The 16170-nt window shown below is 71.4% G+C and carries 8 protein-coding genes and 2 pseudogenes; 3 read left to right on the top strand and 7 right to left on the bottom strand.

Going from position 1 to position 16170, the window contains the following annotated elements; translation table 11 throughout:
- Nucleotides 1-634, top strand: a pseudogene (locus tag AB0B55_RS27030) (hypothetical protein); the annotation flags it as partial.
- A 1-nt stretch (nucleotide 635) separates the two neighbouring features.
- Entirely contained in the window at nucleotides 636-1325 is a 690-nt protein-coding gene (locus tag AB0B55_RS27025) for a class F sortase (protein WP_357174636.1), read from the top strand.
- A 71-nt stretch (nucleotides 1326-1396) separates the two neighbouring features.
- On the opposite strand, the gene AB0B55_RS27020 is transcribed toward AB0B55_RS27025, so the two are convergent.
- Nucleotides 1397-6478 carry an NAD-glutamate dehydrogenase gene (locus AB0B55_RS27020; protein ID WP_357174634.1) on the bottom strand — a complete coding sequence of 1694 codons (5082 nt, stop codon included), beginning with the start codon at nucleotides 6476-6478 and terminating at the stop codon, nucleotides 1397-1399.
- 286 nt (nucleotides 6479-6764) lie between these two features.
- Here AB0B55_RS27020 and AB0B55_RS27015 point away from each other — a divergent pair, with 286 nt between their 5' ends.
- Entirely contained in the window at nucleotides 6765-8729 is a 1965-nt protein-coding gene (locus AB0B55_RS27015) for a penicillin-binding transpeptidase domain-containing protein (protein ID WP_357134207.1), read from the top strand.
- A gap of 491 nt (nucleotides 8730-9220) precedes the next feature.
- Here AB0B55_RS27015 and AB0B55_RS27010 read toward each other — a convergent pair.
- The 6 genes and pseudogenes from AB0B55_RS27010 to AB0B55_RS26985 all read right to left on the bottom strand — a co-directional run.
- Nucleotides 9221-10390, bottom strand: a pseudogene (locus tag AB0B55_RS27010) (arginase family protein); the annotation flags it as partial.
- 83 nt (nucleotides 10391-10473) lie between these two features.
- The gene (locus tag AB0B55_RS27005) at nucleotides 10474-11394 is read right to left on the bottom strand and encodes a tetratricopeptide repeat protein (protein WP_357174632.1); all 921 of its coding nucleotides are present in this window, start codon (nucleotides 11392-11394) and stop codon (nucleotides 10474-10476) included.
- A 202-nt stretch (nucleotides 11395-11596) separates the two neighbouring features.
- Nucleotides 11597-13285 (bottom strand): methylmalonyl-CoA mutase family protein, encoded by a 1689-nt coding sequence (locus AB0B55_RS27000; RefSeq protein ID WP_357174630.1) that lies wholly within the window; start codon nucleotides 13283-13285, stop codon nucleotides 11597-11599.
- 106 nt (nucleotides 13286-13391) lie between these two features.
- Nucleotides 13392-13805 (bottom strand): Asp23/Gls24 family envelope stress response protein, encoded by a 414-nt coding sequence (locus AB0B55_RS26995; protein WP_357134201.1) that lies wholly within the window; start codon nucleotides 13803-13805, stop codon nucleotides 13392-13394.
- A gap of 146 nt (nucleotides 13806-13951) precedes the next feature.
- Nucleotides 13952-14956 (bottom strand): methylmalonyl Co-A mutase-associated GTPase MeaB, encoded by a 1005-nt coding sequence (meaB, locus tag AB0B55_RS26990; protein WP_357134200.1) that lies wholly within the window; start codon nucleotides 14954-14956, stop codon nucleotides 13952-13954.
- Nucleotides 14953-16137 (bottom strand): acetyl-CoA C-acetyltransferase, encoded by a 1185-nt coding sequence (locus AB0B55_RS26985; protein ID WP_357134198.1) that lies wholly within the window; start codon nucleotides 16135-16137, stop codon nucleotides 14953-14955. Before AB0B55_RS26985 ends, meaB begins: the two co-directional genes overlap by 4 nt.
- Between the last annotated feature and the right edge of the window lie 33 nt (nucleotides 16138-16170).

The raw sequence follows: 16170 nt of genomic DNA, 5'->3' as shown, positions 1-16170 counted from the left end.
GTCCAAGGGCCACGAATCCGAGGGCCACGACTACGGCTCCGACGACGAGTACGGCTCCGACAAGAGCTGGGAGTCCAAGGACGACGAGTCCAAGGGCCACGACTACGGCTCGGACGACGAGTACGGCTCGGAGAAGAGCTGGGAGTCCAAGGGCCACGAATCCGAGGGCCACGACTACGGCTCGGACGACGAGTACGGCTCGGAGAAGAGCTGGGAGTCCAAGGGCCACGAATCCGAGGGCCACGACTACGGCTCCGACGACGAGTACGGCTCCGACAAGAGCTGGGAGTCCAAGGGCCACGAATCCGAGGGCCACGACTACGGCTCCGACGACGAGTACGGCTCCGACAAGAGCTGGGACAAGGGCGGCCGCGACGACGAGCGCGAGTTCGTCTACTACGGCGAGGCCAAGGTCGACAAGGACGCCAAGCCGGGTCGCTACGAGCTCAAGGGCTCGTGCGGCGAGGGCGAACTGGTCGTCCTGCCGCACGGCGGGGTCGACGGTGGTGACGGCGGCGTCAGCACCGGCACCGACCGTGGCCTGGCCACCGGCGGTGCGAGCCTGCTCGGCGCTGCCGCGCTCGGCGGGATCGTGCTGATGCGTCGTCGGCGGACCGATGGTTCGCTCGCCTGACGTGACGGCGACACCGGCCGGCGGCCGTCACGGGAGACCGTGGCGTGCCGCCGGTGCGGCCGTCGTCGTCACCCTCGCCATGATCGGCGCCGGCATGATCGGCGCCTCGTTGCAGACCACGCCCGCTCCCCGACCCCCACAGCCGTTGGCCCAGGCCGGCCCCGAGGTCAGCGGGTCGGCGGTCCCCGACAACGACATCCCACCCGTCGACGGCGAAGCGGCGCCGACCGCGCTGACCCGGTCCGCTCCGACCACCATCGAGATTCCCCGGATCGGCGTCGACGCGACGATCATGTCGCTGGGCACCAACCCGGACGGCACCGTCCAGGTCCCCCCGCTGGAGCAGGCCGACCGGGCTGGTTGGTACGAGCCGGGGGCCAGCCCCGGCGAGACCGGTAACGCGGTCATCGTCGGGCACGTGGACTCGGCGAAGCTCGGCCCGGCCGTCTTCTTCGATCTTGGCGCGCTCGTGCCCGGTGACACGATCACCGTGCGGCGGGCGGATGGCCGGCCGGCGACGTTCCGGGTCGACTCGGTGAAGTCGTACCCGAAGACGTCCTTCCCCACCGAGTTGGTCTACGGGCCGAACGACCGGCCCGGCCTGCGGGTGGTGACGTGCGGCGGCCAGTTCGACGAGACCGTGCGCAGCTACCCCGACAACGTGGTCGTCTTCGCCACCCTGGCGGCGTGACCAACCCGTACACGAAGCGGTCCGGCCGGTCGGGTCACCCCGACCGGCCGGACCGCGTCCGGCGTAGTGACTCAGGCGGCGGCGGAGGTCCGCACCAGGGTGCGGATCTGGCGCAGCAGCACGGACAGGGCAGCGAGATCCGCCCGCGACTCGTCGAACTCCCCCATCGCCTGGCGGGCCCGGTGGATCGACGTGGCGTTCGACTGCTCCCACTGCTGCACCCGCTCGTGCGGCGGCAACTCGTCCCCGGTGGAGTCGAGCACCTCGGCGGTGAGCGCGGCCAACGCCGCGTACAGGTCGTACCGCAGCGCCATCCGCGCGAGGGTCTGCCAGCGGTCCTCCCGCGGCAGCAGGGAGATCTTCGACAGCAGCGAGTCCACCCGGAACAGGTCGGAGAGCACGAAGTAGACCGAGGCCACCTCGCTGACGTCCCGCCCGCTGGCGTTCGCGGTCTCCACCACGTCCATCAGACCGAAGCTGTACATCAGCCGGGTCGCCCGCTCGGCCAGCTCGCGGGGCAGCCCGCGCTCGGTCATCGAGTCGATGTGCGCCGCGATGGCCTGCCGCTCGCCGCCGTAGAACAGCTCCTCCAGACCCGGCAGCAGCCGGGTGACCCCGTCGCGCAGTCGGGCGATCTCGACCGGCACGTCGATGGGCGAGCGCCGGTTGGAGACCAGCCAACGCACCGCCCGGTCGAGCAACCGGCGGGTGTCCAGGTAGACGCTGGTCTGCAACTCCGGCGCAACCTTGTTGTCCAGCGCCTCGACCGCGTCCCACAGGTCGCGCAGGCCGAACACCTCACTGACCACCACGTACGCACGGATCACGTCCGCGGCGCTGGCCGCCGTCTCCTCGACCACCCGGAAGATGAACGAGATGCCACCCCGGTTGATCGCCTCGTTGACCAGCACGGTGGTGACGATGTCCCGGCGCAGCCGGTGCCGGCCCATCCGGTCGGCGAACCGCTCACGCATGGGCGTCGGGAAGTAGTTGACCAGAACGTCGGTCGTCCACTCCTCGTCGGCCAGCCCCTCGGTGAGGATCTCCCGCTCAAGGACGATTTTCACGTACGCGAGCAGCACCGCGAACTCCGGCGCGGTCAGGCCGGATTCGCTCCGGACCGCCAACTCCTCGTCCGGCGGCAGCGCCTCCAACGCGCGGTCCAACCCGCCCGAACGTTCCAACTCGTTGATCATCCGGCGGTGCACCGGGAGCAGCGAGGCGGCCTGGGCCTGGGCGTTGTTGATCGCCCGAGCCTGGTCGTAGTTGTCGCGCAGCACCAGTTCGGCGACCTCGTCGGTCATCCCGGCCAACAGATCGTCCCGCTCGGCGGTGGTCAGCTCGCCGTCGGCCACCGCGGTGTTCAGCAGGATCTTGATGTTCACCTCGTGGTCGGAGGTGTCCACACCGGCCGCGTTGTCGATGAAGTCGGTGTAGATCCGGCCACCGGTCAACGCGTACTCGATCCGGCCGAGCTGGGTCCAGCCCAGGTTGCCGCCCTCGCCCGCCACCCGGCAGCGCAGGCTGCGCCCGTCCACCCGGATCGCGTCGTTGGACTTGTCGCCCACCTCCGCGTTGGTCTGGGTGGAGGCCTTGACGTACGTGCCGATGCCGCCGTTCCAGAACAGGTCCACCGGAGCGGTGACGATCGCCTTCATCAGCTCCTGTGGCGAGATCTGCGTGACGTCGTCGTCGAGGCCGATCGCCGCCCGGACCTGCGGCGTGATCGGAATCGACTTCGCGGTACGCGAGAAGATGCCGCCCCCGGCCGAGATCAGCTCCTCGTTGTAGTCCTCCCAGGAGGAGCGGGGCAGGTCGAACAGCCGCCGACGCTCCGCGTACGAGGTGGCGGCGTCCGGGTCCGGGTCCAGGAAGATGTGCCGGTGGTCGAACGCGGCCACCAGCCGGATGTGCTCGGAGAGCAGCATCCCGTTGCCGAACACGTCGCCGGACATGTCGCCGACGCCGACCACCGTGAAGTCCTGGGTCTGGGTGTCCAGGCCCAGCTCCCGGAAGTGCCGCTTCACGGACTCCCAGGCGCCACGGGCGGTGATGCCCATCTTCTTGTGGTCGTACCCGGCCGAACCGCCGGAGGCGAACGCGTCGCCCATCCAGAAGTTGTGCGCCAGCGAGATCTCGTTGGCGATGTCCGAGAACGTGGCCGTGCCCTTGTCCGCGGCGACCACCAGGTAGGGGTCGTCGCCGTCGTGCCGGACCACGTCGTCCGGCGGCACGATCTGCCCGCTGACGATGTTGTCGGTGACGTCGAGCATCGCGCCGACGAACTCCTGGTAGCAGGCGACCGCCTCGTCCCGGTCCCCCGGCTTCTGCTTCAGCACGAAGCCGCCCTTGGCGCCCACCGGCACGATCACCGTGTTCTTCACCATCTGCGCCTTGACCAGGCCCAGCACCTCGGTGCGGAAGTCCTCCCGACGGTCGGACCAGCGCAACCCGCCCCGGGCCACCGGCCCAAACCGCAGGTGCACACCCTCGAACCGGGGCGAGTACACGAAGATCTCGAACTTCGGCCGGGGCGCCGGCAGGTCCGGAATGGCCTGCGGGTCCAGCTTGAACGCCACGTACGCCTTCGGCCGCCCGCCGACCGGCTTCTGGTAGAAGCTGGTCCGCAGGGTCGCCTCGATCAGCGTCAGGTACGAGCGCAGGATCCGGTCCTGGTCGAGGCTGGCCACGTCGTCCAGCGCGCCCCGGATCGTCTCCACCAGCTCGCCGCTGCGCTGCCGCCGCTGCTCGGCGCTCAGGTCACCCGGCGCGAACCGGGTCTCGAACAGCTCCACCAGCAGGCTGGCGAGCTTCGGGTACGCGATGAAGGTCTGCTCCATGTAGTCCTGCGAGAAGACCGTGCCGGCCTGCCGCAGATACTTCGCGTACGCCCGCAGCACCACCACCTGCCGCCAGGTCAGTCCGGCGCGCAGCACCAGCTCGTTGAACCGGTCCACCTCGGCCTCGCCGCGCCAGGCCGCCGCGAACGCGTTCTCCACGTGCGGACGGACCTCGGCCAGCTCGTGGTGCCCCTCGGGCAGCATCAGGCCGAAGTCGTACAGGTAGACCCGACCGTCGATCCGGTCCACCTCGTACGGGTGCTCGTCGACCACCCGTACGCCGAGCGAGTGCAGCACGGGCAGCACGGCGGAGAGCATCATCGGCTCCCCGTACCGGTAGACCTTGAACCGCACGTTCATGTCGTCGGGCACGTCGGCGCCCGGCACGCGGGTGCCCGGCCGGGGCGCGAGCTGCTTGCGGAACAGGTGCATCTCGAGCTGGCCGGGCTCCTCCAGCAGCTCCAGCTTGGCCAGGTCCTTCATCGCCTCGTACGGCGTGTGCCCGTCCTTGTAGCCCTCCGGGAACGCGTCGGCGTACCGGGCGAACAGGTGCTTGGCCTGCTCGTCGCCGAGCTTGCGCTCCAGCACCAGCCGGTAGTCGTCGTCCCAGAGCCGGGTCGCGTCGGCCAGCTCCTCGGCCAACAGGTCGGCGTCGATCTCGCCGGGCGGCCGGGTCGGATCGGTACGGACGATGAAGTGGATCCGGGCGAGCATCGACTCGGTGACCCGGGTCGTGTAGTCCACCCCGACACCGTTCAGCTCGCGCAGCAGGATGTCCTGCATGCGCAGCCTGTTCTGCGTCGTGAACCGGTCGCGGGGCAGGTAGATCAGACAGGAGATGAACCGCCCGTACGCGTCACGGCGCAGGAACACCCGCAGCTGCCGGCGACCCGCCATCCGCAGCACGCCGATCACCGCGTGGTACAGGTCGTCGGTCTTGATCTGGAACAGCTCGTCGCGCGGGTAGGTCTCCAGGATCTGGAGCAGGTCCTTGCCGGAGTGGCTGCGCCGGCTCAGGCCGGAACGGTCGAGCACCTCGGCGACCTTGCGTCGCACCACCGGCAGCTCCCGGACGCTGGTCCGGTACGCGGCGGTGGAGAACAGCCCCAGGAAACGCCGCTCGCCGATGACCTCGCCGGCCTCGTTGAAGATCTTGAAGCCGATGTAGTCCAGGTACGCCGAGCGGTGCACGGTGGCCCGCGAGTTGGCCTTGGTGATGATGAGGAGGCGCTTCTCCAGCACCTTCTCGTGCGCCTCGGGCGTCATCGAGGCCAGCGACCGGGCGTCCGGGGAGTCCGAGCGCAGGATGCCCAGCCCGGTGCCGAGCACCGCTTCGAGGGCCTTGCCGTCCACCGGGTCCGCGGGGTTTCCGTCGGGGGCGTCGACCAGGCGGTACTCGCGGTAGCCGAGGAACGTGAAGTGGTCGTGCGCGAGCCAGCGCAGCAGCTCCACCGAGTCGGTGATGTCCTTCTCCGGCACCGGCGGGCGGTTGTCCGAGGTACGGGCCGAGGCCAGCTCGTCGGCGAGCGCGAGGGCCCGCTGACGCATCTTCGGCCAGTCCTCCACGGCCTCCCGTACGTCGGTGAGCACCCGTTGCAGCTCGTGCCGCAACCGGTCCCGCTCGGCCGCGTCCCGGACCGGGTCGATCTCGATCCGCATCCAGCTCTCGACGATGTCACCGGCGATCGCGTCGTCCGGCTCCACGTCCGCCGAAACCTCGGTGAGCTGGCCCAGCGGCTCGCGCCGGACCACCACCAGCGGGTGCACCAGCAGGTGTACGTCGAGGTGGTACGAGTTGAGCAGCGCGGTCACCGAGTCGACCAGGAACGGCATGTCGTCGGTGACGATCTCGACGACGGTGTGGTGCTGGTCGGCGTGCGGCTCGTGGATGCGCAGCTTCAACTCGCCGGGCACCCGCTGCTGCGCGAGGTCCCGGTGCGCCCGGGCCGCGTCGAGCATCTCCTCCGCCGTGAAGCCGACCAGCTCCTCGTCCGGGGCGAACCGCCAGAAACGGCCGACCAGGGTCGCCGCGTCATGGTCGTCCCCGGCGAGCGCGACGGCCTGGGCCACCAGCCGCTCCGCGTTGGGTACGGGTTCGTCGAGCTCGGCGTCCTCCACGTCGTCGGCCAACGCCTCGCTCGGCAGACCCAGATCGTAGATGGTGTCGATGCTCGACCCGGTCAGCCCTGTGACGCCGGTGTCGAGCCGGCCGTAGCCGTCCCCGTCGGTCGCCGAATCGAAGCTGTCCTCGTCCCGCCCGGAGTTATCCGGTCGGAGGTCGGGTTCCGGTTTGATCGCCGGACGCCGGTCCATCGGTGCCACTCCCCTCGACCCACCGCGTTGTGGGTCACTCTGCCGCCCAGCCTAGGCCTGCCGTTTGCCGCCTTCGTCGGCGGACCACTGGCAGGGCGTCCGGATCGGGACTTCGTCCTTTCACCCGTTGCGGGTCCGAGGTTGGCCGGTTGCGGGATACCCCGCCGCGCGATGTTCATCACACCGGCTCGGTCCGTCTTTCCGCACGTCGAGGACTTCCCGGGGCGTTGGGGACAGCGTTCGCGTACTACCGTGCAGAGCAGCACGAGATCGGAAGGACCGCTTCATGACCTTGTCCTACCCCCGCCCAAACCGGTCGAACCGCGCGCGCCGGGTGGCCGCGCTCACCGCGTCCCTGCTCACCGCCGGTGTGCTGGCGGCGTGCTCCGGAGACGACGGGCCGGAGCGCAGCGCCGACGCCTTCCTCGCCGGTTGGCGCAGCGGCGACCTGCAGGCAGTCGCCATGGTCGACTCGACCGGCGCGAAGACGCCGGCGGCCGAGGTGAGCAAGGAGATCAAGGAGCTGTCCGGCGAGCTGGCCAGCACCCCGCCCACGCTGACCCGGCAGGGCGATCCGAAGATCACGAAGAACATCGCGACCACCACCATCCGGGTGGACTGGACGCTGCCGGGCCAGACCCACTGGACGTACGACCGGGAGCTGCGGCTCATCCAGGGCGACGACGACCAGTGGCGGGTGATGTGGGAGCCGCGGGTCCTCCACGAGCAGCTCACCAGGGGCGACCGGCTGGCGCTGCGCCGCGACGCCGGCCCGCGTGCCGGCGTGCTGGACGCGGCGGGCACGCCGATCGTGTCACCGCGCCCGATCGTGCGGGTGGGCGTGCAGCCCAACCAGGTCACCGACATCAAGAAGCTGGTCAAGGATCTCGACGCCGCCTTCAAGGCGATCCGTCCGGCTCTGGTCCCCGGCGTCGACCTGGCCGACCTTCCCAAGCGGGTCGCCGAGGCCGATCCGGGTGCGTTCGTCGAGGTGGTGACCCTGCGCGAGGACGCGTACAAGCAGATCAAACCTCGCATCTACGACCTGCCCGGCACCAAGTTCATCTCCGACAAGCTCGACCTCGCACCCACCCGCGAGTTCGCCCGCGCGCTACTCGGCAGTGTCGACCAGGCGCAGGCCGACGACCTCACTGCCCACCCCGACAGGTACGTCGCCGGCGACCTCGTCGGACACGGTGGCCTGCAGGGCCGCTACGACGAGCGGTTGCGCGGCGCCCCCGGGCTGACCGTCCTGGTCGAACGGCCCACCGAGGACGGCAAGCTCGCGCCCACCGGCACCGAGCTGTTCCGCCGCGATCCCCAGCCGGGCCAGGCGCTGAAGACCACCCTGGACGTGGCCACCCAGAACGCGGCCGACGGGGCACTGCGCGCGGAGCCGCTCCGCTCCGCCCTGGTCGCGGTACGGGTCAGCGACGGCGCGGTACTCGCCGCCGCCAACGGTCCCGGCCCGGCCGGCGAGAACCTGGCGTTCAGCGCACAGGTACCGCCGGGCTCCACCTTCAAGATGGTGAGCGCGCTGGGCCTGCTGGACCGGGGCGCGGTCACTCTGGACGGCCCGGTGGAGTGCAAGAAGACCTTCACCGTCGACGGCCGGTCCTTCAAGAACTCGGACAACTTCGAGTTGGGCTCGGTGCCGTTCCGCACCGACTTCGCGAAGTCCTGCAACACGGCCTTCGCTTCGCTGGCGCCGAAGCTCGGCGGCGACGGGCTGGCCGCCGCCGGCCGGTCCCTGGGGCTGGAGGGGCAGTGGGACCTCGGCGTGGATGTCTTCACCGGCAAGGTCTCCACCGGCGGCAGCCCCGCCGAGCAGGCCGCCGCGTCGTTCGGCCAGGGCACCACGCTGGTCAGCCCCCTGGCCATGGCGGGTGCCACGGCGGCCGTCGCCCGGGGCCGCTTCGAGCAGCCGAAACTGCTGGTCGACCCGGCGCCGGCCAAGCCGGCCCCGCCCGGTGGGCAGCTCAAGCCGGAGTCCGTCACGGCGCTGCGCACGATGATGCGCGAGGTGGTCACCGCCGGCACCGCCAGCGCGCTCAAGGACGTCCCGGGCGGCGAGGTGTACGGCAAGACCGGCACCGCCGAGTTCGACGACAACCCGGCCCACACGCACGCCTGGTTCGTGGGCTGGCGGGGTGACGTCGCATTCGCCGTGTTCGTGGAGAAGGGCGGCGCCAGCACCGCCTCGGCCGTCCCGATCGCCGAACGCTTCCTCCGCGCCCTGCCTACCCCCTGACCCACCCGACCCTTGATCCACTCGGTTTCACTGAAACCGGGGCGTCCAAGCCGTCCGGACACCCCGGTTTCGCTGATACCGAGTGGATCACGAGTCGGGTGGCCGCGAGCGGGTCAGGCGGTGTCGGTCTGGGGCCGTTCGGGTGCGTTCTGGGCCGGCGGGGAGGGCCGCCGCAGCAGACCCGGGCCGGCCGACGCGGGCGGACCGACCGGTTCGCGCTCGACCGTGGCCGCGATCTGCGCCGCGAGCCCCGACGGCTCGACCGTCGCCGCGAGGCCCGACGGCTCGACCGTCGCCGCGAGGCCCGACGGCTCGACCGTGGCCGCGATCTGCGCCGCGAGCCCCGACGGCTCGACCGTCGCCGCGATCTGCGCCGCGAGGCCGGAAGGCTCGGACGGGGACCGGTCGCGGATCACGGATGGCTCGGCCTCCGCCGCGACCTCGTCGGCCGCCTCACTCCTCGACACCGGGAGGCGGGAGGAGCCGAGGCCGGGAGAGGCTGCGCCGGACGTGTCGTCCTCGTCGAGGCCCTCGCCGTCGAACTCATCGAACCGGGCAGCGTCGGCGACGGTGCCCGCACCGCGATCAGGGCTGGCAGAGCCCGGCACCCCCGCGGCACGAGCAAGCCCGGCGGGCCCGCCGTGGCGCTCGGCGCGGTCGGACCGGCCGGCGGCCGTCGTCCGTTCGGTGGCACGTCTCGCGGCGGTCGTGGGCCGGGGCGACAGCAGCCGCGGCGGCATCGCCTCCGGGGCAGTGACGGGAGCCAGACCGGCGACCACGGTGTTGACGATCTCGGCGGCGTACGAGCCGTCCGGGTCGTAGTCGGGGTCGAAGACGGTCAGTTCAACGCCGAGGCAGTGTGGCGTGTCGACCAGGCCGGCGAGCAGGATCTCCAGCTCGGCGAAGGCGATGCCGCCCGGGTCGGGGGCGTCGACGGCCGGCATCACCGCCGGGTCGAGGACGTCGACGTCGATGTGCACCCAGTAGCCCGCGCAGTCGGCGAGCTGCTCGTGTGCCCACTGGGCGGTCCGGGCGGCGCCCTCGGCGCGCAGCGCGGGGACCGGGCGGGTGGTGATGCCGGCGGCCTGGAGGTCGAGGCGGTACTCGTCCTGCGCACGGATGCCGAGCACCACCACGTCGATGTCGCGGAAGTAGGGCCGGCGACCCTCCAGGGCGGCCAGGTCGGCCTGCCCGCGCCCGGTGACCAGGGCCAGGTCCTCCCCGGCGGCCGCGCCGACGTAGGAGGCGTTGCCGGGGTGCCGGAAGTCGGAGTGCCCGTCGACGAAGACCAGTCCGATCCGCCCGCCGACCGCCTCACCGAGGCGGTGCATGGCGAGCGCGGAACCGAGCAGCACGGAACAGTCGCCACCCAGCACCACCGGGAACTCACCCCGGTCGATGATCGAGCCGATCCGCTCGGCGAGCGCGAGCGAGTAGTCGGCGATCTCCCGGGCGTGGCACACGCCGTCCCCGGGCCGCCAGTCACCGGGGTCGTACCGGGGTGGGGTGAGGCACCCGGCGTCGCGGGCCCGCAGCCGGGCCAGCAGGTCGTGGTCGCGCAGCGCGCCGGGCGCCTTGGCGCAGCCCGGCACGGAGGTGGACGTCGGCGGTCGCAGGCCGAGGTTTGTCGGCGCGTCGAGGACGGCGATCCGGCGCATCATGAGCTCCCGTCCCCGGTGGTCGGGCGGGCCGGCGAACGCCGGCCCGCGCTGGCGTACTACGCACTCACAGTCGTGCTGCGGACTCAGAACAGGGCGCTGGCCAGTGCCCTACGGGCCGAGGCGACCGCCGGATCGTCCGGGCCGGCGATGGAGAAGAGCGACACCAGGTGCTGGCGGACCGTCTCGCGGTCCTCACCGGCGGTGCGCCGGACCAGGCCGACGAGGCGGGCGTACGCCTGCTCGGCCAGCCCGCTGAGCACCTCGATGTCGGCGGCCAGCAGTTGGGCCGCGACGTCGTCGGGGGCGCTCTCGGCGGCGGCCAGCGCGGTGGCCGGGTCGGCGCCCGCCACCCGGCGTGCCACGCCGACCTGGGCGAGGCCCGCCGTGGCCGCGGCGTCCGCGGGGGCGTCGGCGAGAATCTTGCGGTACGCCTGCTCGGCGGCGTCCAGGTCGCCGCTCATGAGCGCGTCGTCCGCCTCGTCGAGGCGCGGGTCCTCCGGCTCGGCGACGGTCACGCCGCCGGCCTTGAGAACGGCCTGGATCCACTGGCGGAGCTGGGCCTCGGGCACCACACCGGAGAAGGCGTCGATCGGCTGGCCGCCGACGACCGCGTAGACCGTCGGGACGCCCTGGACCCGGAACATCTGGGCGATCCGCGGGTTTTCCTGCACGTCGACCCGGGCCAGCAACCAGGCGCCGCCGCCCTCGACCGCCAGCCGCTCGAGCACCGGGGCGAACTCGTCGCTCTCGGGGAAGCCAGCCGCGCCGAAGAAGACGATGACGGGCATGGCCATCGACTGCTCGAGCACCGCGGACTGGATGGTCGCTTCGGTGACGTCGACGATGGGGGCGTTGTCGGCGGTCGGTGCGCCCGGTGTGCCGGCGGACGGGCCGCCCTGCGGGGGTGCGCCGGGGCGGGTACCGGCTGGTGCGGGGCCACGCAGCGTGCTGAGGTCGACCGCGCCGCGGGTAAAGATCGACGAGGTGATCCGTGGGTCGCTCATGGTTACCTAGTCTCGCACGTGGGCCCGCATTCCCGGCTCACCCACAACTCCAACGTCGCAACTCTCACGCCTATCGGACAACGCGAAACGGCCCCCCGTTCCCAGCCCCGTCGATCTTGCGCTTTCGGTTGCCGCTACGTCGCTTTTGCGGCTTATGCCGCCACAGAAACCGCAAGATCGACGGGGCTGAGGGGCCGGGGGGTCAGAAGCGGGCGGGTTCGCGGTAGGTGCCCCACTCGGCTCGCAGGGCGTCGCAGATCTCGCCGAGCGTGGCCTCGGCACGGACAGCGTCGAGCATGGCGGGGATCATGTTCCCGTCGGTGCGGCTGACCTCGACCATCCGGGTCACCGCCGCGCGCACCACGGCCTCGTCCCGCGCGCTCTTGCGCTCGGCGAGCACCCGGCGCTGCTCCAGCTCCACCTCGTGCGAGATGCGCAGGATCTCCAGTTCCTTGGCGACCGTGCCGGTGTGGCGGTTGACGCCGACGATCTTCTTGTCGCCCTTCTCCAGGGCCTGCTGGTAGACGAACGCCGACTCGGCGATGTGCCCGGTGAACCAGCCGTCCTCGATGCCACGCAGGATGCCCGAGGTCATCGGACCGATCTGGTGCGGCCCCTCCCCGCCGAGCTGGCGGATGCGGGCGAAGATCTCCTCCGCCTCGGCCTCGATCTTGTCGGTCAGCGCCTCGACGTACCAGGAGCCGCCGAGCGGGTCGGCCACGTTGACCACGCCGGTCTCCTCCATCAGCACCTGCTGCGTCCGCAGGGCGATCTCGGCGGACTCGTCGGTGGGCAGCGCGAGGGTCTCGTCGAGCGCGTTGGTGTGCAGCGAGTTGGTGCCGCCGAGCACCGCGGCGAGCGCCTCGACGGCCGTCCGCACGACGTTGTTGACCGGTTGCTGCGCGGTCAGCGACACGCCGGCGGTCTGGGTGTGAAAGCGCAGCCAGAGCGCCTTCTCGCTGGTCGCGCCGTAGACGTCGCGCAGCCAGCGGGCCCAGATCCGGCGGGCGGCGCGGAACTTGGCGATCTCTTCGAAGAAGTCGAGGTGCGAGTCGAAGAAGAAGCTCAGTCCGGGCGCGAACACGTTCACGTCGAGTCCGCGCGAGAGACCCAGCTCGACGTAGCCGAAGCCGTCGGCGAGGGTGTACGCCAGCTCCTGCGCGGCGGTCGAGCCGGCCTCGCGGATGTGGTAGCCGGAGACCGACAGCGGCTTGTAGCGCGGGATCTCGGCCGCGCAGTACTCCATCAGGTCGCCGATCAGGCGCAGGTGCGGCTCGGGGTCGAACAGCCACTCCTTCTGCGCGATGTACTCCTTGAAGATGTCGGTCTGCAACGTGCCGTCCAGCGTGGACAGGTCGGCGCCCTGCCGCTCGGCGGCGACCAGGTACATGCAGAACACCGGCACGGCCGGGCCGGAGATCGTCATGGAGGTGGTGACGCCGGCCAGGTCGATGCCGTCGAAGAGCGCCTCCATGTCGGTGGCGGTGTCGATGGCGACGCCGCAGTGCCCGACCTCGCCGAGCGACTGCGGGTCGTCCGAGTCGCGGCCCATCAGCGTCGGCATGTCGAACGCGACCGAGAGGCCGCCGCCGCCGGCGCCGAGGATCATCTTGTAACGCTCGTTGGTCTGCCGCGCGTTGCCGAAGCCGGCGAACTGCCGGATCGTCCAGGTCCGACCGCGATAGCCGGTGGGATACAGACCCCGGGTGTACGGGTACTCGCCCGGCCAGCCGATGCGCTCGAAGCCCGGGTAGGAGGTGCCCTCGGGCGGCCCGTAGACCGGGTCGACGGTCATCCCGGAGAGCGTGGTGAAGTCGGCGTCCCGCTTGCGCGCGGAGTCGTACCGGGCCTGCCAGCGTGCCCGTCCGGCGGCGATCTCGTCGGCGTCCATGCGCGGGGCTCCTCCTCGGTTGCTCGACCAGCACACCGAGTGTAGAGCCCTTGCCTGAACGATCGCTAAGTCAGGCCATACCGGCGGGTAACCAGACGAGCCACGATCAACCGGCGGCGCCCGGCTGGTTCAGCTCGATGTCGTCCACCGTGACGTTGACCTGCGTGACCGACAGGCCGTACTTCTCCACCGCCTCGATGACCGCGGCCCGCACCGCCTCGGTCACGTCGGCCACGACGGAACCGGCGTCGATCACCAGAACCACGTTGACGACGGCCGAGGTGCCCTTCACGTCGGCCGAGACGCCCCGGCGGGCGTCGCCCACCTCGTCCAGGCCGACCTTGTCGAGCACGCTGTTGAAGAACCGGGCCACGTCACCGCCGAGGTCGGCGACACCGGGAACCGCGCGAGCGGCCGCACCGGCGATCTTCTCCACCACCTCGTCGGACACCGACGTCACACCCCGGGCCGCGCCCGTCGTCGGCTGCGTCGTGCCGGCGTTCTCCACCGCGTCCGTCATGCTCACGTCTCCCCTGGTCCCGGTGCACTGTGGACCGACCTAATCGTCGGTCCGCCGCGTGGCAGGTCGCTGCCGGCCGCGAGCCTACTAAAACCGGAGGGCGCTTCGCGTCCAGGCGCGCGCATCGCGCGGCCGTTGACGCCGGGTCAGTTCGCGAGTTGGGCGAGCAGCTCGTCCGCAGCCGCGTACGGGTCGAGGTCACCGGCAGCGACGGAGGCGGCGAGCGTGCTCAACTCCGTACCGTCGCGCAGTGAGCCGATCCTGGCGCGGAGGGCGCCGAGCGCGATGGCCTCGATCTCGGCGGCGGCCCGCGCCTCCTGCCGGCGACGCAGCTCGCCGTGCTCGACCAGCCAACCGCGGTGCTTGTCGAGGGCGGCGGCGATGTCGTCGATGCCCTCGCCCCGGGCCGCGACCGAGCGGACCACCTGCGGCCGCCACTGCCCCGGCCCGCGCTCGCCGAGCGCGATCATGCCCTGGATGTCGCGGACCGTGGCGTCGACGCCGTCCCGGTCGGCCTTGTTGACCACGAACACGTCGGCGATCTCCAGGATGCCGGCCTTGACGGCCTGGATCGCGTCGCCCATGCCCGGGGCGAGCAGCACCAGCGTGGTGTCGGCCAGCGAGGCCACCTCCACCTCGGCCTGCCCGACGCCGACGGTCTCCACCAGCACCACGTCGCAGCCGGCGCCCTCCAGCACCCGGACCGCCTGCGGCGTCGCCGCCGCCAGCCCGCCGAGATGCCCCCGACTGGACATCGACCGGATGTAGACACCCGGGTCGGTGGCGTGGTCCTGCATCCGCACCCGGTCGCCGAGGATCGCCCCGCCGGTGAACGGGCTGGACGGATCGACCGCCAACACGCCGACCCGATGGCCCCGCGCCCGCAGCGCGCGGACCAGCTCGTTGGTGGTGGTCGACTTGCCCACCCCGGGCGAGCCGGTCAGCCCGACCACCTGGGCTTGACCGGCGTACGGCGCCAGCGCGGCGGCGATCGCCGGCAGCAGCGCGTCGCCGTTCTCCACGAGGGTGATCAGGCGGGCCACCGCCCGGGGGTCACCGGCGCGGGCCCGCTCGACCAGCAGCGGTACGTCCCGGCTACGGCGCACCGACGTGGCTCCCGCCGCCGGAGCGTGCCCGGTCGTCTCGCTCACTGTGCCGGAACGTGGATGATCAGCGCGTCACCCTGGCCACCGCCGCCACACAGCGCCGCCGCGCCGGTGCCACCGCCGCGACGCTTCAGCTCCAGGGCGAGAGTGAGTACGAGACGCGCGCCGGACATGCCGATCGGGTGGCCCAGGGCGATCGCGCCGCCGTTGACGTTGACCTTGTCGGGGCTGATGCCGAGGTCACGCGTGGACTGGATGCCGACCTGAGCGAAGGCCTCGTTGATCTCGATGAGGTCCAGGTCCTCGACGCTCAGGCCGCCCTTCTTGAGGGCGTGGTTGATCGCGTTGGACGGCTGCGAGTGCAGGGAGTTGTCCGGGCCGGCCACGTTGCCGTGCGCGCCGACCTCCGCCAGCCAGGTCAGGCCCAGCTCGGTGGCCTTGGCCTTGCTCATCACGACCACCGCGGCGGCGCCGTCGGAGATCGGCGAGGAACTGCCGGCGGTGATGGTGCCGTCCTTGGCGAAGGCGGGCCGCAGCTTGGCCAGCGACTCCGCGGTGGTGTCCGGCCGGATGCCCTCGTCGTCGCTGATCACCAACGGGTCACCCTTGCGCTGCGGGATCAGCACCGGGGTGATCTCCTCGGCGAAGTGGCCGTTCTTCTGCGCGGCGGCGGCCCGCTGGTGGCTGGTCGCGGCGAACGCGTCCTGCTCCTCGCGGGTGATGCCGTGCCGCGCGCCGAGCCGCTCGGTCGACTCGCCCATCGAACAGCAGTCCCAGGCGTCGCTGAGCCCGTCGTGCGCCATGTGGTCCTTGACCACCACGTCGCCGTACTTGTAGCCGGTGCGCTGACCCATCAGCAGGTGCGGCGCGTTGGTCATCGACTCCATCCCGCCGGCCACCACGATGTCGAACTCGCCGGCCCGGATGAGCTGGTCGGCGAGGGCGATCGCGTCCAGGCCGGACAGGCAGACCTTGTTGATGGTCAACGCCGGCACCGACATCGGCACGCCGGCCTCGACCGCCGCCTGCCGGGCCGGGATCTGACCGGCACCGGCCTGGAGAACCTGACCCATGATCACGTACTGGACCTGGTCGGGGCTGACACCCGCCCGCTCCAGGGCCGCCTTGATGGCGATCCCGCCGAGCTTGGTGGCCGGGAGATCCTTGAGGTTGCCCAGCAGCCGGCCCATGGGGGTCCGCGCGCCGCTGACGATCACCGAAGCCATGCCTGCCTCCGAGGGGGGGTGCCGAGCTGTACG

The organism is Micromonospora sp. NPDC049107 (assembly GCF_040648595.1).
Taxonomy (GTDB): Bacteria; Actinomycetota; Actinomycetes; order Mycobacteriales; family Micromonosporaceae; genus Micromonospora.
Note: the sequence above shows the minus strand (reverse complement) of the source record. Positions and strands in the feature narration are given on the sequence as shown.